General features: G+C 39.4%; 25 protein-coding genes. 6 read left to right on the plus strand and 19 right to left on the minus strand.

The annotated features are described in order from the left end of the window. The first annotated feature begins 1 nt into the window (after position 1). Entirely contained in the window at positions 2–466 is a 465-nt protein-coding gene (locus KO529_RS06715) for a sterol desaturase family protein (protein ID WP_215947158.1), read from the plus strand. A gap of 10 nt (positions 467–476) precedes the next feature. Here the strand turns inward: KO529_RS06715 and KO529_RS06720 are convergent, their stop codons facing one another. From KO529_RS06720 to KO529_RS06745, 6 genes are all read right to left on the minus strand, one after another. Continuing rightward, positions 477–1,040, minus strand: coding sequence for a TlpA family protein disulfide reductase (locus tag KO529_RS06720; protein WP_215947159.1), 564 nt, complete (start codon positions 1,038–1,040; stop codon positions 477–479). Positions 1,041–1,047: 7 nt separating this feature from the next. Continuing rightward, positions 1,048–1,608: a TlpA family protein disulfide reductase gene (locus tag KO529_RS06725; protein WP_215947160.1), complete on the minus strand. Its 561-nt coding sequence runs from the start codon at positions 1,606–1,608 to the stop codon at positions 1,048–1,050. 77 nt (positions 1,609–1,685) lie between these two features. Then, positions 1,686–3,953: an aconitate hydratase gene (locus KO529_RS06730; protein ID WP_215947161.1), complete on the minus strand. Its 2,268-nt coding sequence runs from the start codon at positions 3,951–3,953 to the stop codon at positions 1,686–1,688. Between the two features lie 202 nt (positions 3,954–4,155). Further along, the gene (locus tag KO529_RS06735; protein WP_215947162.1) at positions 4,156–5,109 is read right to left on the minus strand and encodes an AAA family ATPase; all 954 of its coding nucleotides are present in this window, start codon (positions 5,107–5,109) and stop codon (positions 4,156–4,158) included. 4 nt (positions 5,110–5,113) lie between these two features. After that, complete coding sequence (locus tag KO529_RS06740; protein WP_215947163.1) at positions 5,114–6,565, minus strand: peptidylprolyl isomerase; 1,452 nt, start codon at positions 6,563–6,565, stop codon at positions 5,114–5,116. Beyond that, positions 6,549–7,442, minus strand: a complete 894-nt coding sequence (locus tag KO529_RS06745) for a peptidyl-prolyl cis-trans isomerase (RefSeq protein ID WP_215947164.1) — start codon at positions 7,440–7,442, stop codon at positions 6,549–6,551. Before KO529_RS06745 ends, KO529_RS06740 begins: the two co-directional genes overlap by 17 nt. A gap of 117 nt (positions 7,443–7,559) precedes the next feature. On the opposite strand from KO529_RS06745, the gene KO529_RS06750 reads away from it, so the two are divergent. From KO529_RS06750 to KO529_RS06765, 4 genes are all read left to right on the plus strand, one after another. Beyond that, positions 7,560–7,808: a hypothetical protein gene (locus KO529_RS06750; RefSeq protein WP_215947165.1), complete on the plus strand. Its 249-nt coding sequence runs from the start codon at positions 7,560–7,562 to the stop codon at positions 7,806–7,808. Between the two features lie 23 nt (positions 7,809–7,831). Then, complete coding sequence (locus tag KO529_RS06755; RefSeq protein WP_215947166.1) at positions 7,832–8,980, plus strand: serine hydrolase; 1,149 nt, start codon at positions 7,832–7,834, stop codon at positions 8,978–8,980. After that, positions 8,977–9,492, plus strand: a complete 516-nt coding sequence (locus KO529_RS06760) for an SRPBCC family protein (protein WP_215947167.1) — start codon at positions 8,977–8,979, stop codon at positions 9,490–9,492. Before KO529_RS06755 ends, KO529_RS06760 begins: the two co-directional genes overlap by 4 nt. Before the next feature lie 83 nt (positions 9,493–9,575). After that, a complete protein-coding gene (locus KO529_RS06765) occupies positions 9,576–10,472 on the plus strand; it encodes a DMT family transporter (RefSeq protein WP_215947168.1) in 897 nt (298 codons plus the stop codon). Here the strand turns inward: KO529_RS06765 and KO529_RS06770 are convergent. After that, positions 10,453–11,397 (minus strand): sugar phosphate isomerase/epimerase family protein, encoded by a 945-nt coding sequence (locus KO529_RS06770; protein ID WP_215947169.1) that lies wholly within the window; start codon positions 11,395–11,397, stop codon positions 10,453–10,455. The genes KO529_RS06765 and KO529_RS06770 overlap by 20 nt on opposite strands. Positions 11,398–11,564: 167 nt before the next feature. After that, positions 11,565–12,872: a 30S ribosomal protein S12 methylthiotransferase RimO gene (gene rimO / locus KO529_RS06775; protein WP_215947170.1), complete on the minus strand. Its 1,308-nt coding sequence runs from the start codon at positions 12,870–12,872 to the stop codon at positions 11,565–11,567. A 119-nt stretch (positions 12,873–12,991) separates the two neighbouring features. Between rimO and KO529_RS06780 the strand changes: the two genes are divergently transcribed. After that, positions 12,992–14,080 carry a serine hydrolase domain-containing protein gene (locus KO529_RS06780; RefSeq protein ID WP_215947171.1) on the plus strand — a complete coding sequence of 363 codons (1,089 nt, stop codon included), beginning with the start codon at positions 12,992–12,994 and terminating at the stop codon, positions 14,078–14,080. A gap of 21 nt (positions 14,081–14,101) precedes the next feature. Here the strand turns inward: KO529_RS06780 and KO529_RS06785 are convergent, their stop codons facing one another. The 11 genes from KO529_RS06785 to recR all read right to left on the minus strand — a co-directional run bounded on the left by KO529_RS06785 (position 14,102) and on the right by recR (position 22,219). Continuing rightward, positions 14,102–15,109 (minus strand): alpha/beta hydrolase, encoded by a 1,008-nt coding sequence (locus tag KO529_RS06785; RefSeq protein ID WP_215947172.1) that lies wholly within the window; start codon positions 15,107–15,109, stop codon positions 14,102–14,104. Next, the gene (ftsY, locus tag KO529_RS06790; protein ID WP_215947173.1) at positions 15,109–16,068 is read right to left on the minus strand and encodes a signal recognition particle-docking protein FtsY; all 960 of its coding nucleotides are present in this window, start codon (positions 16,066–16,068) and stop codon (positions 15,109–15,111) included. The genes KO529_RS06785 and ftsY overlap by 1 nt, the downstream gene beginning before the upstream one ends. Positions 16,069–16,158: 90 nt before the next feature. Next, the gene (locus KO529_RS06795) at positions 16,159–16,311 is read right to left on the minus strand and encodes a DUF4295 domain-containing protein (RefSeq protein ID WP_069859169.1); all 153 of its coding nucleotides are present in this window, start codon (positions 16,309–16,311) and stop codon (positions 16,159–16,161) included. Between the two features lie 6 nt (positions 16,312–16,317). Further along, the gene (rpmG, locus tag KO529_RS06800; RefSeq protein ID WP_031444791.1) at positions 16,318–16,500 is read right to left on the minus strand and encodes a 50S ribosomal protein L33; all 183 of its coding nucleotides are present in this window, start codon (positions 16,498–16,500) and stop codon (positions 16,318–16,320) included. A 21-nt stretch (positions 16,501–16,521) separates the two neighbouring features. After that, positions 16,522–16,758 carry a 50S ribosomal protein L28 gene (rpmB, locus tag KO529_RS06805; RefSeq protein WP_031444792.1) on the minus strand — a complete coding sequence of 79 codons (237 nt, stop codon included), beginning with the start codon at positions 16,756–16,758 and terminating at the stop codon, positions 16,522–16,524. A gap of 72 nt (positions 16,759–16,830) precedes the next feature. Then, positions 16,831–18,078, minus strand: a complete 1,248-nt coding sequence (locus KO529_RS06810) for a competence/damage-inducible protein A (protein ID WP_215947174.1) — start codon at positions 18,076–18,078, stop codon at positions 16,831–16,833. Beyond that, positions 18,078–18,416, minus strand: a complete 339-nt coding sequence (locus KO529_RS06815) for an Hpt domain-containing protein (RefSeq protein ID WP_215947175.1) — start codon at positions 18,414–18,416, stop codon at positions 18,078–18,080. Before KO529_RS06815 ends, KO529_RS06810 begins: the two co-directional genes overlap by 1 nt. Next, positions 18,417–19,028, minus strand: a complete 612-nt coding sequence (locus KO529_RS06820; RefSeq protein WP_215947176.1) for a fumarylacetoacetate hydrolase family protein — start codon at positions 19,026–19,028, stop codon at positions 18,417–18,419. A gap of 97 nt (positions 19,029–19,125) precedes the next feature. Continuing rightward, positions 19,126–19,902, minus strand: a complete 777-nt coding sequence (locus KO529_RS06825) for a 3'-5' exonuclease (RefSeq protein WP_215947177.1) — start codon at positions 19,900–19,902, stop codon at positions 19,126–19,128. Between the two features lie 206 nt (positions 19,903–20,108). Further along, positions 20,109–21,503 (minus strand): dihydrolipoamide acetyltransferase family protein, encoded by a 1,395-nt coding sequence (locus tag KO529_RS06830; RefSeq protein ID WP_215947178.1) that lies wholly within the window; start codon positions 21,501–21,503, stop codon positions 20,109–20,111. 98 nt (positions 21,504–21,601) lie between these two features. After that, positions 21,602–22,219 carry a recombination mediator RecR gene (gene recR / locus KO529_RS06835; protein WP_215947179.1) on the minus strand — a complete coding sequence of 206 codons (618 nt, stop codon included), beginning with the start codon at positions 22,217–22,219 and terminating at the stop codon, positions 21,602–21,604. Positions 22,220–22,704: the final 485 nt, after the last annotated feature.

A 22,704-nucleotide genomic window follows, 5' to 3' on the forward strand; every position in this document is an offset into this window, starting at 1 on the left:
GATGAAAATGTTGATTTGGATTTTAATTTTCTTCGCCACTTTTTCCTTTATGGAATTTATGGCCTGGTTTACCCATAAATATATTATGCATGGTTTCTTATGGTCATTGCACAGGGATCACCATAAAAAGGACCACGATTCATGGTTTGAAAGAAACGATGCATTTTTTTTGTTCTACGCCGCGGTCAGCATGACTTTCTTTTGGCTAGGCTCCCAAACCGATTTTTGGTACGGATGGCCCTTAGGGTTTGGCATATTGGCTTATGGAGCCGCTTACTTCCTGGTTCATGATATTTTTATACACCAAAGGTTTAAATTGTTCAGAAATGCAAATAATTGGTATGCCAAAGGGGTAAGGAGAGCTCATAAAATGCATCATAAACATTTAGGAAAAGAGGACGGGGAATGTTTTGGAATGCTAATGGTACCCTTTAAGTATTTCCGGAAAAAAGAAAAAAAGAATTAGGACCCTAATATTACTTACTTAACAGGCCGTCTATAAGCGCCCTTGTTTTGCTACTGTTCCAATCTGCAGCACCGGTTTCCGCTACAACAATTTTACCTTCCTTGTCAATAATGTATGTAGTTGGAAGGAGCTTGGATCTAAGCGTTTTAGGCGTTTCTGAAGCAGGATAGTAAACAGGGAGATCCAAATTCTTTCTTTTTAAAAAGTTCACCACTTTTTGACGGTCGTCCGAAGTAACGAACATAAACGTAACCTTATCACCATAATCATTATAAAGATCCTGCATACTCGGCATTTCCGCTACACATGGAGGACACCAAGTTGCCCAAAAATTCACAAGGATTACCTTTCCCTTTTGATCTTCAAAATCAAATGACCTATTTTCCAAATCGGTCAATTTCCACTGATACGAATCCAAAGGAACCTGCACCCCCTCCTTTACCATAGCAGCACTTGTAGATAACAATTGGCTAGCAAAAACCTTTACTTTAAATCCTAGCGGAGTAAATAACAACACCAGAACGGCAAGAATAAAAACACCATTAATAATCCACTTCTTGTTAGGTACCATCATATAGTCTCTATTTAGCAATAAGATCGTCCAAGATGGCCTTTACCTTGTCATTGTCCCAATCCGCTACCCCTTCCTTACTAATTACTATCCTTCCCTCCTTATCCAACAAATAGGATCGTGGTGGTTTGGAACCATCTACAGGCATGGGATCCCCTACTATGGAATAAGTTACCGGAAAGGTAAAACCGTGATCCTCCATGAATTTCTCTACCGGTTCCCTTTCCTCATTGGTAATGATATAAAAATCTATCTTACCCTTATAATCATCATATAATTTTTGGATACTTTCCACTTCGGCCTCACTAGGAATATTCCAAGACCTCCAAAAATTGATAAAGACAACACGACCTTTGGACTTCTTAAAATTGAAGAAATTCCAATTGGCATCTTTTAATTTCCAATTGTAATCCTTAATCTGTCCCCTATTGATTTCTTTAGTTACTTCCGGTGAAAAGGAGAACCATTTATTTAACAACACCTTGCTATAGTCGCCCAAGGGCGTTACAAAAAAAGATAGAATTAAAGCCATAAAGGCGATGTTCAAAACAGTTTTTTTACGAATTTTCATTTAATTTATCCTTTTGTCAAAACTAAAAAACTCCTGATGAATATCAGGAGTTTTTATAAAGTATTTACAATACTAAATTAAGCCGCGTTCTCCCTTTTTATAACGTTAAGGGCGGAGCCTTCATTAAACCATTCAATCTGCGATTGATTATAGGTATGGTTTAATTTAATAGTGTCCTTAGAACCATCTTTATGTACCAATTCCAAGGTAATTTGCTTTTCTGGGGCAAAATCCTTTATATCGATAAAGTTGAAGGTATCATCCTCTTGTATCAAGTCATAATCACTTTCATTGGCAAAAGTTAATCCCAACATACCTTGTTTCTTAAGGTTGGTTTCATGGATACGTGCAAATGACTTAACGATTACCACAGCTACACCCAAATGTCTTGGCTGCATGGCAGCATGTTCACGTGACGATCCTTCTCCATAGTTATGATCTCCCACAACTACTGTTTTTATTCCAGCGGCCTTGTAAGCCCTTTGTGCATCAGGAACACCAACATACTCTCCAGTAAGCTGATTCTTTACGAAATTTGTCTTTTTATTGAAGGCATTTACCGCCCCTATCAAGGTGTTATTGGCAATATTATCCAAATGACCTCTAAAACGCAACCAAGGACCAGCCATGGAAATGTGGTCTGTAGTACATTTTCCAAAGGCCTTGATCAATAATTTAGCCCCTTGAAGACTTTCCGGTTTTATAGGAGTAAAAGGATCCAACAATTGCAAACGTTCTGACTTGGGATCTACCTTTACTTCAACACCCGAACCATCTTCCATTGGTGCCAAATAACCTGCATCTTCCACTTCAAATCCTTTTGGAGGCAATTCAATCCCCAATGGCTCGTCCAATTTAACTTCTTGTCCGTCCTCGTTGATCAAAGTATCGTTCATTGGATCAAAATCCAATCTACCTGAAATTGCAATTGCAGCCACCATTTCTGGGGAACCTACAAAAGCGTGGGTATTTGGATTTCCATCTGCCCTCTTGGAAAAGTTACGGTTAAAGGAATGGACTATAGTATTCTTCTCATCACCTTTTAGATCACTACGATCCCATTGTCCTATACATGGACCACAGGCATTGGTAAATACCGTTGCTCCCAAATTTTCGAATATCTGCAACAAACCATCACGTTCCGCTGTAAATCTGATCTGTTCAGACCCTGGATTGATACCGAAATCCGATTTTGGTTTTATCTTTTTATCAACAGCCTGCTTGGCAATAGAGGCAGCCCTGGTCAAATCCTCATAAGAAGAATTGGTACAAGACCCTATTAGGCCCCAATCCACTTTTAAAGGCCATCCGTTAGCTTTCGCCTTTTCTCCCAACTGCCCTACCGGAGTAGCTAAATCTGGGGTAAATGGACCATTAAGATGTGGCTTAAGCGTGTTCAGATCTATTTCTATAATTTCATCAAAATATTTCTCAGGATTGGCATATACCTCAGGATCTGCAGTCAAGTAATCCTTAACGGCATTTGCTGCATCGGCAACATCATTTCTATCCGTAGCCCTTAAATATCTTTCCATAGAGGCATCATAACCGAAGGTAGAGGTAGTAGCCCCAACTTCAGCGCCCATGTTACATATGGTACCTTTACCGGTACAAGAAAGATTTTTAGCCCCTTCACCAAAATACTCTATAATGGCTCCGGTACCACCCTTTACGGTTAGTATACCAGCCACTTTTAAAATAACATCCTTGGCAGATGTCCAGCCAGAGATATTACCGGTTAATTTCACTCCTATCAATTTTGGAAACTTAAGTTCCCAGGCCATTCCGGCCATAACATCCACAGCATCGGCCCCACCTACACCAATGGCAACCATTCCAAGACCCCCGGCGTTAACTGTATGGGAGTCGGTTCCTATCATCATTCCTCCAGGAAAGGCATAGTTTTCAAGAACTACTTGGTGAATAATACCAGCACCTGGCTTCCAAAAACCAATTCCGTACTTATTGGAAACAGATTCCAAAAAATTAAAAACTTCGGCACTGGAAGTATTGGCCACTTTCAAATCTGCCACAGCTCCACTTTTTGCCTGTATAAGGTGATCACAATGAACTGTAGTTGGTACAGCTACTTTTGGTTTTCCAGCCTGCATAAATTGTAACAATGCCATTTGCGCAGTAGCATCCTGACAAGCGATTCGATCCGGTGCAAAATCAACATAGTCCTTACCTCTATTAAATGCCTTGGTAGGCGTACCGTCCCACAAGTGGGAATACAAAATTTTCTCTGAAAGGGTTAAAGGTTTTCCAACAATTTCACGCGCCTTATCAACACGTTCGGACATGTTGGCATACACCTTTTTAATCATATCAATATCGAATGCCATTATCTATAAAATTTTAGTTTAAGTTATTCTTCAAAATTAAGAAAATACCTTACGTTTATAAAACTTTTAAACTAAGAATACGACAAGAATACGCCAATTTTATGTAATTGTAAAAAAGATTGCCCTTATAGGAATGTAAATGCAATAAATTTCATTTTTTTGAGCCTATAAAAATCGAGTAATTCTTGCTTATTTTAGTCTACTATAAAAGCTTTCGAATAATATCCTCTTCGGAAATTCCTTCGGCCTCCGCCTTATAATTTTTAATAATCCGATGTCTCAGGATTCCCAACGACACTGCTTTGACATCTTCAATATCCGGAGAAAATTTACCGTTCACGGCAGCATGTGCTTTAGCTCCCAATATTAAATTCTGGGAAGCTCTAGGCCCTGCCCCCCAATCTATGAACTGCTTTACAAATTCCGAAGCACTATCTTGATTCGGTCTTGTGCTATTCACTAATTTCACTGCATATTCCACCACATTGTCGGGAACTGGAATTCTACGGACCAAATGTTGAATATCCATTATTTCCCCTGGAGTAAACAAAGGAGTGATTTCATGCTTAAAATCGGAAGTTGTTTCCTTTACTACCTTAATTTCCTCAGCGATAGATGGATATTTCAATTCTATGGCAAACATAAATCGATCCAATTGCGCTTCGGGCAATGGGTAGGTGCCTTCTTGCTCTATTGGGTTCTGGGTTGCCAAAACATAATAGGGCAAATCCAATTTATATTGATTACCAGCTATGGTCACCGCTCGTTCCTGCATGGCCTCCAACAGGGCTGCTTGGGTTTTGGGCGGGGTACGGTTTATTTCGTCGGCCAAAATTATATTGGAAAAAATTGGCCCTTTTATGAACTTAAAGTTCCTATTTTGATCCAATACCTCACTACCTAGGATGTCACTGGGCATAAGATCTGGGGTAAATTGAATCCTTTTAAAACCCAATCCCAAAGCCGAGGCAATTGTATTTACCATGAGGGTCTTGGCCAAACCCGGAACTCCTATAAGCAAGGAGTGTCCCCCAGTATAAATAGAAAGTAGTATTTGATCTACCACTTCCTCCTGCCCAATAATTATTTTGGCTATTTCCTTTTTAAGAACCTTATTTTTTTCAACTAGAGCCTTAATTGCAGCTACGTCTGACATGCATTTATTCCTTTACCCAATTATTTGCAAAATCACAATCTTTATTCGCGGAATTAACACTCACATAGGTATCTTCAATATGCTCGTCCATCCATTTTTTAATGGCATTATACTGCTTTTCCCTAAGCGCCAATTCCTGAATCTTTATATAATCCTTTGCAAAATCGGCAACATGTTCATCATAACGATTGGTGATTTTCATGATTTTGTACTTGGGAGCGCCTCCTCTGGGATCATTCTCCAGAATTGGCATGGAAATTTCATTGTCCTTTATGTCCCTCACTTGGTTATAGAGCGATGGCTCCATTTTGGTAAGTTCAAATCTGGAGCTATAGTCCTGTGGGTTTCTTAATAAACCTCCGTCAAACTTGGTTTCCTTTTCATCGGAAAAGTTTAAAGCTGCGGCCGCAAAGGTAAATTTACCATCCAATACGCCTTTTCTTATGCTATCCAATTCCTTCTTTGCATCATCCAATTCTTTTTGGGATATCTCCGGGGTTATAAGAATGTGTCTTAAATCCAACTCACGGCCCCTAATTTTTTCAACATATATAATGTGATAACCAAAATCGGTTTCGAACGGTTCTGAAATCTCACCTTCCCTCAAACTAAAAGCCACATCCTTAAATTCCTTAACAAATGGAGTCTCACGGGTCATACTATAAAACCCACCTTTGGATTTGGATCCGGGATCTTGTGAATATAAAATAGCCTTCACGCTAAAGCTAGCATCATTTTCCTCAATATCTGCCTTAATCCCATTTAGTTTATCTATAACTTTTTGCTTTTCTTCATCGGAAGCCTTGGGCTGCTTTACGATTTGGGCAATTTCCAACTCCGCACCAAAAACGGGTCTCTCATCCACTGGAATCTTATTAAAGAACTGCCTAACTTCCTCTGGAGTAATCTCTATTTCCGAAACAATTTTGTTCTGCATTTTTTCGGAAAGCATCCTTAACTTGTTGATCTTGTATAGTTCTTCACGAAAACTGGCCTCATCATCCTTTTTATAATAATTTAAGACTTTCTCCATGGAACCGATCTGGGACACCAGTTGTTGCAACTGTCTATCCCCTTGGGCATTTACCTCATCATCCGAAACCAAAATACTATCCTGAACAGCCTGATGCGCATATAAGCGATCTTCCATTAACTTGCCCAAAAGACCACATCTTGTTACATCGGCAGTGGAAGCCCCTTGACTCTTAAGATCTATCAAAGTTTTTTCTATATCCGATTCCAAGATTACATAATCTCCTACCACAGCAGCTATCCCGTCCAATTTTATCCTTTTAAAATTGTTGACAGTATCGTTTTTCGAAATCATGGATTCCTCCACAATTACCTCTTGTGGTTCTACCTGAGTGTCTGGAACATTTTCTGATTCCTGTGCAAACATCATCCCTGTCAACAATAAAATAGAAAGGGAAAAACCTGTTTTAATTACCTTGTTCATAAACTTCAAATTCTTTTTCTTTAATAGCTTCATCCATTACCTCTACCTCCAATTTTTTCATATAATCCAACTTCCTTCTATTTAAAAGCAGTTGTTTAATGGTAGGTTCAATATAAGTAAGGGGAGCAATATCGTTGATTTCCAACATATCGTTTACCTTCGCCAAATATACCCCTAAAGAGTCCTGTAATTCAAAAAATTGTGATTTTTTTAAGTACTTGTCCTGATTTTCAACGGTTAACGGAGTAATTTCTTCCATAACCCGAAAAACATTTACCCAAATAGAATCGTTAAAATTGACTTTACTAAATTGTACACTAATAGAATCCAAATAGCGTTTATCCGACTCCTTAAAATCCCTTAATTTCTTGGCAACCAAATCCTTGTCCAAATATTGTATAGGCAATTCTACAAACCTCAACTGTATTATCCGTTCCTTCAATTTAAAATTTTCCTTTTCGCGCTCATAGAACTCAGTGAGCTGGGAACGGGTTATAGCGGTATCATGGGATTGAAGGACCAATGCCTCCTTATAGGCCCCTGTGTATAAATCTGTTCTGTAATTGGACACCAATTGCTCAAAATATTCCAGCTTCTCCTCGGGAAGATTTATTTTGGCCTTGGAAAGCAAAAGTTGTTTATAAGCCCAATTATTAATATAATTATTGACCAAAGAGGTACTGTCCTCCTTGGACATATTGGTCAAAAGCAACTCTTTTAAATCCTCCTTGTACAAATAGGTTTCCCCTACCCGGGCCACAGGAATTTTGTCTTCCTTCTTCTTAAAAAGGGAATCACAGGATATAAAAGTGCATAGCATTACTACACTCAGTAAAAATATCGAGACTTTTTCCAGCTTTATTTCACAAAAATCCATTCCGCAAATTTAGCAATTAAGCAGCATTATGCAAGTCTTCATTTCCCAATAAAAATCCCCAACATTTATCGGATGGTTTACTGCCTATGTTATTCCTTTTATTATTAATTTTATTCCATGGCGGATAGAAAAATAAAACTAATTTGGGATTTTAGGGGTGAATCGGCCCAGAATACAGCGAAGCACCACAAAATACATCTTGAAGAATATGTGCTGGCACAAAATTTGACCTTGAACATTACAGGAAATACGGACCTAAACAATATGCACTCCATTGCATATATGGTTGTAAACGAATCCGAGATGATTGCCGTTAGGGATGCCTTAAAACCGCATCGAGGTGAAGTCTACACCCCAATAGACTAGCCAAAATATAAGTAATAAAACCCATGGGCAGAAGATTCTTTTTTCACATTATCGCCATAACGACCCTGCTTTTTTCATGCGCCACACCTATTGAAGATCCAGACTTATTGAGTATGGCCCTAGCCTCCGACAATTCCAAAATAAGGAACGTTATGGATAGCTTGGCCCAATATGAGCTACAAGTTAGGTATACCCGAATAGACAGGATAAAGGACAGCATAATTTTTACAGACTACAATTTTCAGGTTAAAGACAGTAACTACTTCTACCCGGCAAGCACGGTTAAAATCCTAACCGCCGTCCTTGCTCTAGAAAAATTGAACGAAATGGATTCCCTGGACCTATACACCCAATTTTATGTGGAAGGCGACTCACTGGAAACAACATTTGCCAACGAAATCTCCAAGATTTTTGCAGTAAGTGACAATGAGGCCAATAATCGACTTTTGGAATTTTTAGGTCAGGACAGAATAAACCATAGTTTGAAGGACAAGGGCATAGCAGCTGTGCGCATCTCCCATCGACTTTCAACGGAAAATGCTTTTGAGGTAACTACAAGGCCACTTATTGCTTACTTAAACGACACCACAACAACTTGGTTAAAACCGAGTGTGAACAAACCCCCAGTACCCTTGGCCCTGAACGGGATAAAAAAAGGAACGGCCTATTACGAAGAGAACACCCTAATTAATGAACCGTTCGATTTTAGCTTAAAAAATTATTACCCTCTTAGCACCCAGAATGAAGTGCTAAAAAGGATAATTTTCCCGGAACAATTCCCGAAAAACGAACGATTCAATCTTAGTCCCGACCAACATAGTTTTCTCCTAAAGGCCATGAGTGACCTTCCCAAAAACATGGGGTACGATGAAATGGATTATTATGACGGTTATTGTAAGTTTTTTATGTTCGGAGATACCAGGGATACCATTCCGAAATATCTCAAAATATATAATAAAGTAGGCAATGCCTATGGCACTATTACGGATTGTGCCTATATAACAGACAGTAAAAACGATGTGGAATTTATGCTGGCCGCCACCCTTTTGACCAATAAAAATGGGGTTTTCAACGACAACACCTATGAGTACGAAGATATTGGACTTCCGTTTTTAGCACAATTGGGCAGAGAGATCTACAATTTAGAAATAGCCCAAAAACAACGACAATGACAGCCTTAAGCTTTGACTCCTTTACCAAAAAAATCTACATCAAAACCAATATGGAAAAAATCTATTGGGCCTGGTGTACAGCTGAAGGGATTACGTCTTGGTTTTTGAGCAAGGCCACTTATATATCACCTGATGGCCGTACCAAGACAGCACAAGAGATGATTGCCGAAGGGGACAGCTATATCTGGGAATGGCACAATTGGGACGGTCAGGAAAAAGGAACAGTAACAAAGGCGAACGGCACGGATTTTTTTGAAATCACCTTTGCCAATGTTTGTAAGGTTTCGGTTTCACTCGAAGACTGTGGCGATGATATACTTTTGACATTAAAACAATACAGCATACCCACAGATGATGACAGCAAATTAAACATCCATTATGGCTGCAGCAACGGATGGACGTTCTGGTTGGCAAATCTTAAGGCCTATTTGGAATATGGCATTTTGTTGAATGAAACACAAAATGATCTGCGACACCAACCTCTCGCAGGATTTGAATTTGTGAATATTTAGGGGATGTCAATATTATAAGAATTTAACTAGTTTAAGGACAGCAACAAATCTTCTTATTTCCTATTTTTGGGCATTTTTCAAAAATGATAACAAAACCTCGTATCGCCCTAATTATCGGAATAGTTTGTATTTCCATATTCCCGGTATTGGTGAAACTGAATTATACTCCGGGCCTTATTTCCGCCTTCTATCGCATGGCTATCGCGCTAAGCATAATCTTGCCTTATGTTCTATTTACCAAACAATTGAAAATCCCGGATCTGCGCACATTATTGCTTACCATTATTTGCGGAATATGTTTTGGATCTGACGTGGCGGTCTGGAATATTGCCATTCAGGAATCCACGGCCACACAAGCATCGTTCTTGACCAACCTATCCCCGGTTTGGGTGGGCATCGGTACATTTTTCTTTTTAAAACCCAAACCCTCCATTAATTTTTGGATAGGTACCGTTATTGCCCTTATAGGAATGGTTACCTTGGTAGGATTTAAATTCTTTGCCCATCTTTCTTTTGATATTGGCTTTAGTTTTGGATTATTGTCCGGGGTATTCTATGCCATCTATATTCTAATTAGTAAAGAAGTGCTGGCCAAGACATCTGTCTTAAACTTCATGACCCTTAGTCTAATTTCTTCTTCTTTCTTTTTAGGGATCCTATCATATGTGCTAGGGGAGCCTTTTAACGGCTTCTCAAATATTGGTTGGTTTGTACTTTTTATCCAAGGATTGGTCTGCCAGCTATTGGCATGGTTGTCCATCAGCTATTCCACCCAACATATGCGGGCCACAAGAGTCTCCTTAAGTCTATTGGCACAGGCCATCTTGGCCACTATTCTGGCTTGGATATTTCTCAACGAGCTAATTACCCCACAAATGATTCTTGGAGGCATTATCCTACTCTTTGGAATACGACTTACCTTTTACGACAAGCCACTTGTTCCACCGATAAGGAAAAAGGTTAAACTCCCGCCTCTTTAATGACTTTCAAGGTCTTTTGTAGTCCGGTCTTGGCCACCTCCAACAAATCCATACTGTGGTACTCCGGATTGTACAGCTCCAAGGAAATACAGCCATTGAAACCCGTGCTTTTAAGGTCTTTTAAAATCTGTGGCAACGGTAAAATTCCGTCACCTGGAAAAACACGATGTTTGTCCTCCATATCTTTTAACTCCATGCCTTTAGGTGCATCGTTAAACTGAAAAATAGCAAAAATATCACCGTTCAAAAGCCTTAATCCTTCAAAGCCTCCTTCCGAAATGTACATATGATATACATCCGGTATTATTTTGGCTTTCGGGTGATTGGCATCCAAGGCCACAGCTGTGGCCTGACCCATGGTCTTGAGAGGGAACATCTTAACAAATACCAAGGCCGGTATTACATTGTACTCCTTTATTCCAATTTCCAATAATCTTCGATAGCAGGACGCAACAAAGGCAACATCATAATTCTCCCCCACCTGATTGGGTATGGCCTGTACATAGGTACAACCTATTTCAGATGCCATTCTCATTCTATTTTTGGTGGCTGGCAAGGAATTTTGAAACTCTTCCTCATTCTTGGGAATGCAACCCCATAGCCCTATCATACTGGGCACAAACAATCCGGCTTCCTTTATTTTAGCACCTAATCTCTTAAGATCGCCACCACTCTTCTCATATTCTGCCAAATCACTGTCCCAGGGTTCTATAGCATCGTAGCCAGCCGCTATGGCAATCTCTACTTTTTTTTCCAAACCCTTTGCAGGTCTAATGGTCGCCGTATCCAAACAGATAGGCCACGGACTCTGTCCGTTTTGATATCTTTTTTCTTTCTTTGGAATTTCCATCGGCAGGGTGTTGGCCAATGAGATTGTGGCAACACTAGCAGTTGCTGCACCTGCAATAAAGGATCTGCGATTCATATCAATGTCTGTTATTCGACTAAAATATGAAAAAAAGTGAAGTATATGTTACTTGAAGGCAAGAACCGAAGGTTTAAGATTCAAAATAAAACCAATAAAACACCAAATGGCCCAAAGATCATTTACCCTGTGGCCAGTGAAACCAATTACAACTAAAATTTAATTGATTATCCTTGAATAGGCTCCCCGTAAAGGTCAAAATCTGCTGCTTCAAAAATATGAAGATCAACAAATTCTCCTACTTTCAGATAATGCTTTGCAGCATCAACCAAGACTTCGTTGTCCACATCGGGGGAATCGAACTCCGATCGACCCACAAAATATTTACCTTCCTTACGGTCTATAATACAGCGTAAAGTTTTACCCACTTTTTCTTGGTTCAACTCCCATGAAATCTGTGATTGCAGTTCCATGATCTCCGAAGCCCTTTGTTGTTTCACCTCTTCAGGAACATCGTCTATCAAATTATAGGCGTGTGTATTTTCCTCATGGCTATAGGTAAAACAGCCCAATCTTTCAAAACGCATTGCTTCTACCCAACTTTTCAAGGTTTGAAAATCTTCCTCGGTTTCCCCGGGATAACCAACAATCAAAGTGGTCCTAATGGTCATTTCTGGTACTGCAGCCCTAAAGTCCTGCAACAATTTTGTTGTTTTGGCCTGAGTAGTTCCCCTACGCATGCTCTTTAATATAGCATCTGAAATATGCTGCAATGGAATATCCAAGTAATTACAGACTTTAGGCTCTCGTTTCATCACTTCCAGAACATCCATAGGAAATCCGGTAGGGAAAGCGTAATGCAATCGGATCCATTCAATGCCGTCTACCTTCACCAACTCGTTCAGCAATTCTGCCAAATTCCTTTTCTTATAAAGGTCCAATCCATAATAGGTAAGGTCTTGAGCAATAAGGATCAATTCCTTAACCCCTTTGGCTGCCAATTTATTAGCTTCCGTGACTAGATCCTCTATAGGGGTACTCTTATGTTTGCCCCTCATGATGGGGATGGCACAGAAAGAACAAGGACGATCACATCCTTCAGCAATTTTTAGATAGGCGTAATTTTTTGGAGTGGTCGTTAGCCGTTCCCCTATAAGTTCATGCTTATAATCGGCCCCCAAGGCCTTTAACAAATTGGGCAATTCACTTGTTCCGAAATATTCATCCACATTAGGGATCTCTTTTTGCAGGTCCGGTTTGTATCGCTCACTTAAGCAACCTGTAACAAATACCTTATCCACTTCCCCTGCTTCCTTTTTTTGAACGTATTCCAAAATGGTATTTACACTCTCTTCCTTGGCATTGGCAATAAAACCACAAGTGTTTATAACTACAACATTCCCTTCCTCCTCATGCACAACTTCCTTATTGTTGGCCCTCAATTGCCCCATCAATACCTCTGAATCGTACACATTCTTGGAACACCCCAAGGTTACAACATTAATCCTATTCTTCTTAAGTGATTTAGTACGCATATTTTTGAAATAAAGTGCAAAAGTACAACTTGAAAAAAGATTGTAGTCCCAATATATCTTTTTTTATTCTTTAAACGTTAAACCTTTATAACCAATTGAACTCTAATTCATAAAGCCCTATGAAAACCCAATTTCTTATTTCTGGTTTATTCCTCATTTGTTGTTTAATGGGATGTTCCAAAGGGAATGATGATCAAGTGCCAATTCCACCTGAGGAAGCCTTGTATTTTCCACCATTAAATTCTGACGAATGGGAAACTGTGTCCATCGAGGAACTCCAATGGAATTCAAGTGCTGAGCAACCACTTTATGACTTTCTGGAAACAAATAAAACGGATGCCTTTATCATTTTGAAGGATGGAAAAATTGTTTTGGAAAAATATTTCGGAAGCTTTAACGCCACCAAAAACCATACTTGGAACTCGGCAGCAAAGACTTTGACTGCCTTTACCGTGGGAATTGCCCAAAGGGAAGGATTTCTAGCCATAGACAATGCCTCATCAGACTATATGGGAACGGGCTGGTCCTCCCTCACCCCAGAGCAAGAAATACAGATTACCGTAAAAAATCATCTTACCATGACATCGGGCCTTGATTTTACTGGTGAAAATAGTTTTTGTACTGATGTGGAATGTTTGATATACAAAGATGACCCCAATAGCTTCTGGTATTACCATAATGCGGCCTATACCTTATTGGATAATATTATAAGCGGAGCAGTTGACCAAGATTTTAAGGAGTACTTTAATGAAAAGGTCCGGGACAAAATTGGGATGCAGGGATCTTGGATAAAGACGGGATATCTTAATCTTTATTTTAGCAATGCCAGAAGTATGGCAAGGTTTGGACTGTTGAGCCTCAATAAAGGCATATGGGAAGACACCCCAATTCTGGACGACCCCAACTATTTTAGAGAAATGACCACGACTTCCCAAGAACTGAACAAGTCATATGGCTATCTCTGGTGGCTGAATGGAAAAAGTAGCTTTAGAATACCAGGTTCCGAAGAATTGTTCCCGGGAAAATTAACACCCAATGCTCCGGACGACCTAATAGCCGGACTCGGTGCCTTTGACCAAAAATTATATGTGGTGCCAAGTAAAGGATTGGTAATTATACGAATGGGCGATTCTGCCAATGAAGATGAATTGGGCCCAACTACTTTTGATAACGATTTGTGGGAAAAAATAAATGACGTGATAAACTAAAATCCGTAGGTATCAAAATCATTAATTCACAGGTTGAAGATGAACCACATCTTCCAAGAACCCTATGGTTTCCCTTTTTACAGATTCCAAATCCTTTGACGTAATATAGGAGGTCATTACATGGTTGCCTACCTCCGGAAACGCAACTTTACGTTTTAAATTGCTCTTTACACCCAGTTCATCGTACATTTCCAACAAGGCAGGAACCGAGACTACCTTATCCTGTTCCTCCTCATTTTTATAGTAATATCCTAAAAAGGTAGGTTGATCGATGTGCTGAAAGACTTCCGGTTTCATTGTAACATCCAACAAAGCCTGTAGCTGCGTCAATGCCTCTACCCTGTATTTTGTAGTCCAATAGCTCTGTTTTAAAGAATCCGCTTCAGATTCATAAAAATCGCTATCCATAATGGTTTTGGCTATCTCCAATCCCCAAGGTCCGGAAAGTAATACTGCAGCAGGGTCGTAAATCCTAACATTCGGGGAATACAAAAGAAGGCCTGCGATATCCTTATCCCCTTGAGCCAAATAAAGCGCCAGGGTACCTCCTGTGGAAGTGCCCATAACAATAACCTTTTTGCCAATCTGTTTTGCTATCGCCAAAGCCTCTTTGGCCGATTCAAAGTAGTCCGTTGCCGTTAAATGAAGCATTGCCTGTTCTTCCTGTACACCGTGACCTTTCAAACGGGGCAAGTATACATTGGCACCATACCTCTGTCCCAATTCCCTGTGCAGAGGCGCACCTTCCTCATGACTAGCAGACCAACCATGGAGATAAAGGATAGCATATTCGGTTTTGCTGGGGATAGAATCGTACCAAAGAATTTGCGATTCGTTATTGGCCTTAATTTTGGTATTTACCTTTTCCCTCTCGTATACACTATTTTGAAGTTTGATCAAATCGGTTTCCATTGCAGGAAGGTCCATGGTCAAAAGGGGTTTATCCACTTTGGGCCCCAAAAAATAGACAATCAGCAATAACAATAATAAAAGAAATACAGCTTTAAATAATCGACGGATTATCTTCATTATTTTCCACTAAAAAATGAATCCACAAACTCAATCTTATTAAAGACTTGCAAATCATCCATTCCTTCCCCTACCCCAATATACTTCACCGGAATCTGGAATTGATCTGAAATACCAATAACCACACCGCCTTTAGCGGTACCATCCAATTTTGTAACCGCCAAGGAAGTCACTTCTGTAGCCTTTGTAAACTGTTTTGCCTGTTCAAAGGCATTCTGGCCTGTAGAGCCGTCCAAAACTAGTAGAACCTCATCCGGAGTACCCTCCATCACCTTTTGCATAACGCGCTTCACCTTGGTCAATTCATTCATTAAATTAACCTTATTATGCAATCTTCCAGCGGTATCAATAATTACCACGTCCGCATTCTGCTTAAGGGCAGAACTCAGGGTATCAAAGGCCACTGAGGCCGGATCACTCCCCATATTTTGTTTTACAATAGGCACATCTACACGATCTGCCCAAACCTGAAGTTGGTCTATTGCAGCCGCCCTAAACGTATCGGCCGCTCCGAGCACTACCTTTAAACCTTGCTTTTTAAATTGATATGCCAATTTACCAATAGTGGTTGTCTTACCTACCCCGTTAACCCCAACTACCATTATAACGTAAGGCTTTCTTACCAAGGGCACCATGAATTCTGTGTCATTTCCAGAATTGGTTTCGGATAGCAATCCCGCTATTTCCTCCCTTAATATGACATTAAGCTCATCTACGCCAAGATATTTATCCTTGGATACACGGGCCTCTATACGGTCTATTATCTTTAAAGTGGTATTTACACCCACATCGGAAGAAACCAATACTTCCTCCAAATTATCCAAAACATCATCATCTACCTTGGATTTTCCTACTACCGCCTTACTAAGTTTGGATAAAAAATTGGTCTTGGTCTTTTCTAGACCCTTGTCCAAAGATTCCTTTTTTTGTGTGGAAAATATTTTCTTAAATAAACTCATATTTTTGGCATGTTCCTTTTTATCAAAGATATAAAAATAAAAAAGCTACTTTCATCAGAAAGTAGCTTTATAACCAATAAATTTAGGTTATTAATTTTTTTTCAACCAGTCGTTTACCATTTCTGGGCTCATTACAGACTCCATAAAAGTGTAAGCACCTGTTTTAGGTGACTTTACCATTTTAATGGCCTTGGTCAATCTTTTTGAACTTGTTTGTAAACTCGCTACCGTTTTCTTTGCCATGACGTATTATTTAATTTCTTTATGAACTGTCATTCTCTTTAGAATAGGATTGAATTTTTTAATTTCCATCCTATCTGGAGTGTTCTTTTTGTTCTTAGTGGTTATGTACCTTGAAGTACCTGGCATGCCAGATTCCTTATGCTCTGTACACTCCAAAATAACCTGAATTCTGTTACCTTTCTTTGCCATTGTTATCTTAGTATTTCAGGATTATTTAATTAACCCTTTTTCCTTTGCTTCTTTTAAAACAACGGAAATTCCTTTTTTATTAATACTCTTTAGAGCTTTAGCGGAAACCTTTAAGGTTACCCAACGATCTTCTTCTGGAATATAGAAACGCTTTTTAGAAAGATTTACATCAAATCTTCTTCTGGTTTTATTAATCGAGAAGGACACATTGTTCCCAAACATGGCTCTCTTTCCAGTAACATCACAAACTTTTGACATCTCTCTACTTTTATTTTGTTATAAACAGGGTGCAAATTTAAATTAATTTTATGGGACGGACAAAATTCTTTGTCAGAATTTTAAAATTTCTTTTTGAAGCATTTCAAAAGCCTTATTTACAGTCTTTTGCACAATTCTTTCACGCTGACTTCCCATACGATATTTCTCTACCACTGTAGCTTTAGGGGAAACAACCGCTATAAACACAGTCCCCACCTCAGCATCTGAGTCGCCTTTTGTTGGACCTGCATTCCCTGTAGTAGCAATAGCAAAATCCGTCTTTAACATTTTTTGCAGATTGGTGGCCATTTCAACGGCAACTTCGGCACTTACCACAGAAAACTGGTCAATTGTAGTCTTCGACACCTTGAGCACCTCTATTTTGGTTTCGGTGGCATAACTCACAATACTCCCTTTAAAATAAGCCGATGCCCCCGGTATACTAGTTATCTGTTGGGCTATTTTTCCTCCGGTACAGCTCTCCGCCGTCCCCAAGGTCATCCCCTTTTTTGTCAATAATTGGGCAATTACAGATTCCACGGGCTCGTCCCCTGCCTCTCCAAGGACAAGGTCCCCCAAAAGATTTCTAATTTTTTTCGCCTCAATATCGACCAAGTCATTTAACTGCTCACTGTTGTTTCCTTTTGCAGAAAGCCTGAGCCTTACAGAACCAAGGCTAGGTAGATAGGCCAATTTCACCATACTGGGCAGGTTGTCCTCTACAGAGGATATCCTATCCGCCAAGGAACTTTCCCCTATACCATAGGTAATGATGGTCTTATGCACAATATATGGCCGCTTAAACTCCTGTATAATTCGTGGAATTACCTTGGATGTTATTAGATTCTTCATCTCGAAGGGCACACCTGGCAATGAAACAAAGGCTTTCCCTTCCCTTTTAATCCACATTCCGGGTGCCGTACCAAATTCATTGTGGAGCACATCTGCCTTGGAAGGCACCAAAGCTTGATTTTTATTGACCTCCAACAAGGGTATTCCCAAGTGTTTTTTAAAGATAGCCTCTACATGGGCCAGCACTTCCTTGTTTTCCACCAAAGTATCATTGAAATATTCGCAAAGCGTATGTTTGGTGATATCATCTTTGGTAGGGCCCAGTCCACCCGTTATTATAATAACATCGGCCCTAGCTTCCGCTTCCTTAAGTGCTTCGAGAATATGCAGCCTTTCATCCTGTACCGAAGAAATCTGGTACACGGAAACCCCAATCTTATTTAGTTCTTGGGCAATGAAGGCAGAATTTGTATCTATAATTTGACCAATGAGAATCTCATCGCCAATAGTTATGATTTCAGCAAACATTAAATCCTAAAGTCGTTTTTCAATTCTGATACCACTTGATCTACGTCCTTTTTAAGCAAAGGCACCAGTCGCTCAATTTCTTCCGTATTCTCTTCCTTTTTTCCCAAAGTTTCTATCTGAAGAGCTATTGCCCGGGTTTGTTCCATACCCAGCAAATCTACATTAGGTTTAATTTTATGCGCCAATTTATATACACTATCATAATTTTTCACCACTAATGCTTTCTCCAGTTCGTCCAAATCTTGGGGAACTTCTTCCAAAAAAACAGCAACGACCGATTTAATGAATTCATCATCACCATCTGCCATTTCATTTATCTTGTCCAGACTATAAATCATCTATTTTATATTTAATGAGAACATTTGTTCATTCTCCAAAGTACCCGAAAGATAATCATTTGCACTTATTCTACCAACACCGGCAGGGGTACCTGTAAAAATAATGTCTCCTTTTTTCAACGTAAAAAAACTGGAAACATAGGAAATTATTTCATCGATCTTCCAAAGCATTAAACTGGTGTTCCCTTCCTGTACAACCTCATTGTTCTTTTTAAGTTGGAAGTTTAAATGGTTTACATCACCAAAACTGGATTTCGGCAACCATTTACCTATGACCGCAGATCCATCAAAACCCTTGGCCTTTTCCCAAGGCAATCCTTTTTCCTTTAATTGGGACTGAAGATCCCTGGCCGTAAAATCTATTCCTAAACCAATTTCATCATAATAGGTATGGGAAAACTGGGCATCTATGTGCTTGCCCACTTTTTTAATTTTCACCAAAACTTCCACTTCGTAGTGTATGTCATTGGAAAACTCGGGGATATAAAAATCCTGTTCTTTTGGTAAAACAGCGGAGTCCGGTTTAATAAACAGGACCGGATCTGTAGGTCTCTCGTTGTTCAATTCCTTTATGTGATCAACATAGTTGCGACCAATACAAATAATCTTCATATTATATAGAAATGTTTAGCACCCAGCTTTGGAATTTAAACCCAGCATGTATATCAAATAAAGCTTTCAACAATAAATAATTACCCTTATTAAACCCTTAACCCAGCTTATTGTTCAACTTGCTCAATTTTATTTGGGTCAAAACCTTTTTAGTGTACAGTGGAAAATCGGCGTTCAATATCCAACCAAAATATCCAGGTTCATTTTCCAAAACGGCATGTACTTTTTTACCCTTGTGTTTTCCGAAGGAAAAAATCTCCTCCCCATCTTCATCCAACACAATAAATCCCGCAAAATCTACCGATTGTTTTCTAGTTGTAAATTCGGATAGCTTTTTAATGTTGTTTTCCAATTCAGGATAACGGTCCAATTGTGACAATAGCACTTCATAGGTAGCCAAGGTATCCGCCTCCGCACTATGGGCATCTATAAGATTTTTATCGCAATAGAATTTATAGGCCGCCTCCAAGGTTCTTTTCTCCATTTTATGAAAAATGGTCTGCACATCCACCGAAACGGTATTCTTCATATCAAAATCTATTTCGGCCCTGAGCATCTCTTCTGCCAAAAGTGGAATATCGAAGCGATCGGAATTATAACCTCCCAAATCACAGTCCTTGATCATTTTATGAATTTCTTTGGAGAGCTGTTTAAATGTAGGTTCGTTGGCCACTTTCTCGTTAGAAATGCCATGAATAGCCACCACTTCGGCAGGGATTTCCATTTCTGGGTTAACCAGCCATGTTTTGCTTTCCTTATTCCCATTTGGATAGACTTTTAGAATAGCTATTTCCACTATTCTATCCTTGGCAACATTAGTACCTGTGGTCTCCAAATCGAAAAAACAAATTGGCCTTGTAAGCTTTAATTGCATGATGTAGGTTCTTTATGCAAATATAGTTTTTACAAAGGTTTTGGCTAAAAATAGACCCACAAAATGTTCAAAATCCTCTTCATTGCAGGGAAATCTATGGATATGAATCAAAATTAAATGTGTAGACTCCTGGCCATCCCTACAAACCATGGAACAAAGCAATACTTTAAAACCAATAGAGGACTGAACAAAACAGTAGAGATTTACTAAATCTCCCTATTCACGTCCCAAGCCTCCAAGTAATCGGCTACGGCCTTTACAAACATTCCGCCCAAGGCCCCGTTCACTACCCTGTGATCATAGCTATGGGATAAATACATCTTACTTCTGATGGCAATAAAATCGCCCTCCTTGGTTTCGACCACTGCGGGCATTTTACGTATAGCCCCCAATGCCAGGATACCCACTTGGGGCTGATTTATAATTGGCGTGCCAAAAACACTGCCAAAGGTACCTACATTGGTAACGGTATAGGTACCGTCCTTTACCTCATCTGGTTTTAATGCATTGTTCCTGGCCCTCTTGGCCAAATCGTTGACCGCTTTGGCCATGCCCACCAAGTTTAACTGATCGGCATTTTTAATCACGGGAACAATCAAATTTCCATCGGCCAAAGCCGCGGCCATACCTATATTTATGTTCTTTTTCTTTATTATGGTATCTCCGTCCAGGGATATATTCACCATAGGATACTTCTTCAAAGCAATGGCCACAGCTTCCATAAAAATAGGGGTAAAAGTAAGTTTCTCACCTTCCCTTTTTTCAAAGGCATCCTTGACCTTATTCCTCCAATTGACCACGTTGGTCACATCTACCTCTACAAAACTTTGTACGTGTGCCGAAGTAGCAACACTTGTGGTCATATGCTGGACTATCAATTTACCCATACGGGTCAAAGGAATATGCTCGTCCCCGTTAGTGGGCTGTTCCTTTTCCAAAGCTGGTTTAACCACTTCTTGTATTGGTTCCTCTTTTTTAACAGGAACAGGCTTGGTTACTTGCTCCACTTTTTCGACCACAGGCATTACATGCTCTTCCTTTTTTTCCTCAAAAGGTTGTCCCCCGCTTGCCTTTCCGGAAGCAACATATTCCAAAATATCATTTTTTGTCACCCTGCCTTCACTTCCCGTACCATTAATGGTATCCAACTCGGCCAAGGTAATTCCTTCCTGCTTCGCTATATTTTTTACCAAAGGGGAATAAAATCTATCGGATCCACTATAATCCATTACCGGAGCGGTAGCGCTTTCCTTGGCACTCAACACCGCTACTTCCAATTCCTCGACCGCTTTGTTCGGGGCATCTTCTTTTGCCGCAGAAACTTCACCATCCTGTTCATGTTCAGAACTAAAACCACTTCCGTTTAATTCTATAATGGCCACGGTCTGACCCACCTTAACAACATCATCTATATTGAATAATTTCTCCACCAAAATGCCATCTACCTCGCTAGGAACTTCGGAATCCACCTTATCCGTAGCAATTTCAAAAACCGCTTCATCCATTTCTATGGTATCACCAACTTCCTTCAGCCATGAGGTAAGTGTTGCCTCTGCAACACTCTCTCCCATTTGTGGTAATTTTAGCTCAAATTTTGACATATCCTTATTTAATACACTTATAATGATTAATAATTTGCAAAACTAATAAATAAAAGGCCATATTTTTGACTTTTATTCATGCTTTTTACTTACAACTCCTATACTTTTAACGAATTCTCAAACGGAATTCTATTCAGAATGCTTCTTCCCAAAGTCACTTCATCGGCGTATTCAAGTTCATCCCCCACGGCAATACCCCTTGCAATGGTCGAAGTTTTTACCCCCAAACCTTCTAATTGCCTGTATATATAAAAGTTGGTGGTATCCCCCTCCATGGTAGAGCTTAAAGCGAAAATTAATTCCTTAATTTTCCCTTGCTTCGCCTTGTCGACCAAAGAGTAAATTGTCAAATCTTGTGGCCCCACACCTTCCATGGGGGAAATTTTCCCGCCAAGGACATGGTATAGCCCTAAAAACTGACCTGTATTCTCAATGGCCATCACATCCCGAATATCCTCCACCACACAAACAAGACTTTCATCCCTCCGAGGGTTTGAACAAATCTCACAAACCTCTACATCGGAAATATTATGGCAATTTTTACAGAATTTAATATTGTCTTTTAAGTTGACCAACGCATTGGCCAATCTGGCAGTTTGCTCCTTTGGCTGCTTTAAGAGATGCAGGACCAACCTCAAGGCCGTGCGTTTTCCTATTCCCGGTAATTGGGACATCTCATAGACCGCATTTTCCAATAATTTAGATGAAAATTCCATATCCACAAAATTACAATTTTATACCATTATATTAAGGCATTCCCCCTAAAAGTAAATTTCAGGGATTGAACAATCCAAATCATCAAGGCACAACAATAAAACATTTACTTAAGTCGCAATTGTAAACACGACCTACTTAATGGATGTTGACATACTTCATTCCCAAGCATCCAATTTAGCAACACACTTCTTTTCCGAATTACTACTTACCTTTTACCGAAACATACAACCTTTCATCGACAGACCTGCTTTATGTAATTACATTTATTTTCAAGCCCAAAACCCACCATCTAATTAAGCCTTCACCTAAAAAAAATACAATACAAGAAGTCGAATCCAATGGAATAAATAAGTACATTATATTCTGATTTACAATAAATTAAGAACATATACCAAAACATATATTTCATATTTCGAATTCTTGTAAATGCCTTTTAGAACATTAAATCCCATAAAATTAACGCTGATTTTCAGAAAATTAAGAT

The organism is Arenibacter algicola, from assembly GCF_018860365.1.
Classification (GTDB): Bacteria; Bacteroidota; Bacteroidia; order Flavobacteriales; family Flavobacteriaceae; genus Arenibacter; species Arenibacter algicola_B.

Coding starts and splice junctions, on each gene's coding strand:
- KO529_RS06720 (WP_215947159.1), bottom strand. CDS start 1,040: ATGATGGTACCTAACAAGAAGTGGATTATTAATGGTGTTTTTATTCTT.
- KO529_RS06795 (WP_069859169.1), bottom strand. CDS start 16,311: ATGGCAAAGAAAACGGTAGCGAGTTTACAAACAAGTTCAAAAAGATTG.
- KO529_RS06760 (WP_215947167.1), top strand. CDS start 8,977: ATGACAGCCTTAAGCTTTGACTCCTTTACCAAAAAAATCTACATCAAA.
- KO529_RS06825 (WP_215947177.1), bottom strand. CDS start 19,902: ATGCAATTAAAGCTTACAAGGCCAATTTGTTTTTTCGATTTGGAGACC.
- KO529_RS06820 (WP_215947176.1), bottom strand. CDS start 19,028: ATGAAGATTATTTGTATTGGTCGCAACTATGTTGATCACATAAAGGAA.
- recR (WP_215947179.1), bottom strand. CDS start 22,219: ATGGAATTTTCATCTAAATTATTGGAAAATGCGGTCTATGAGATGTCC.
- KO529_RS06765 (WP_215947168.1), top strand. CDS start 9,576: ATGATAACAAAACCTCGTATCGCCCTAATTATCGGAATAGTTTGTATT.
- KO529_RS06730 (WP_215947161.1), bottom strand. CDS start 3,953: ATGGCATTCGATATTGATATGATTAAAAAGGTGTATGCCAACATGTCC.
- KO529_RS06715 (WP_215947158.1), top strand. CDS start 2: ATGAAAATGTTGATTTGGATTTTAATTTTCTTCGCCACTTTTTCCTTT.
- rimO (WP_215947170.1), bottom strand. CDS start 12,872: ATGCGTACTAAATCACTTAAGAAGAATAGGATTAATGTTGTAACCTTG.
- KO529_RS06725 (WP_215947160.1), bottom strand. CDS start 1,608: ATGAAAATTCGTAAAAAAACTGTTTTGAACATCGCCTTTATGGCTTTA.
- KO529_RS06745 (WP_215947164.1), bottom strand. CDS start 7,442: ATGGATTTTTGTGAAATAAAGCTGGAAAAAGTCTCGATATTTTTACTG.
- KO529_RS06770 (WP_215947169.1), bottom strand. CDS start 11,397: ATGAATCGCAGATCCTTTATTGCAGGTGCAGCAACTGCTAGTGTTGCC.
- rpmG (WP_031444791.1), bottom strand. CDS start 16,500: ATGGCAAAGAAAGGTAACAGAATTCAGGTTATTTTGGAGTGTACAGAG.
- KO529_RS06735 (WP_215947162.1), bottom strand. CDS start 5,109: ATGTCAGACGTAGCTGCAATTAAGGCTCTAGTTGAAAAAAATAAGGTT.
- KO529_RS06810 (WP_215947174.1), bottom strand. CDS start 18,078: ATGTTTGCTGAAATCATAACTATTGGCGATGAGATTCTCATTGGTCAA.
- KO529_RS06750 (WP_215947165.1), top strand. CDS start 7,560: ATGGCGGATAGAAAAATAAAACTAATTTGGGATTTTAGGGGTGAATCG.
- KO529_RS06755 (WP_215947166.1), top strand. CDS start 7,832: ATGGGCAGAAGATTCTTTTTTCACATTATCGCCATAACGACCCTGCTT.
- KO529_RS06780 (WP_215947171.1), top strand. CDS start 12,992: ATGAAAACCCAATTTCTTATTTCTGGTTTATTCCTCATTTGTTGTTTA.
- KO529_RS06815 (WP_215947175.1), bottom strand. CDS start 18,416: ATGATTTATAGTCTGGACAAGATAAATGAAATGGCAGATGGTGATGAT.
- KO529_RS06740 (WP_215947163.1), bottom strand. CDS start 6,565: ATGAACAAGGTAATTAAAACAGGTTTTTCCCTTTCTATTTTATTGTTG.
- ftsY (WP_215947173.1), bottom strand. CDS start 16,068: ATGAGTTTATTTAAGAAAATATTTTCCACACAAAAAAAGGAATCTTTG.
- KO529_RS06785 (WP_215947172.1), bottom strand. CDS start 15,109: ATGAAGATAATCCGTCGATTATTTAAAGCTGTATTTCTTTTATTATTG.
- rpmB (WP_031444792.1), bottom strand. CDS start 16,758: ATGTCAAAAGTTTGTGATGTTACTGGAAAGAGAGCCATGTTTGGGAAC.
- KO529_RS06830 (WP_215947178.1), bottom strand. CDS start 21,503: ATGTCAAAATTTGAGCTAAAATTACCACAAATGGGAGAGAGTGTTGCA.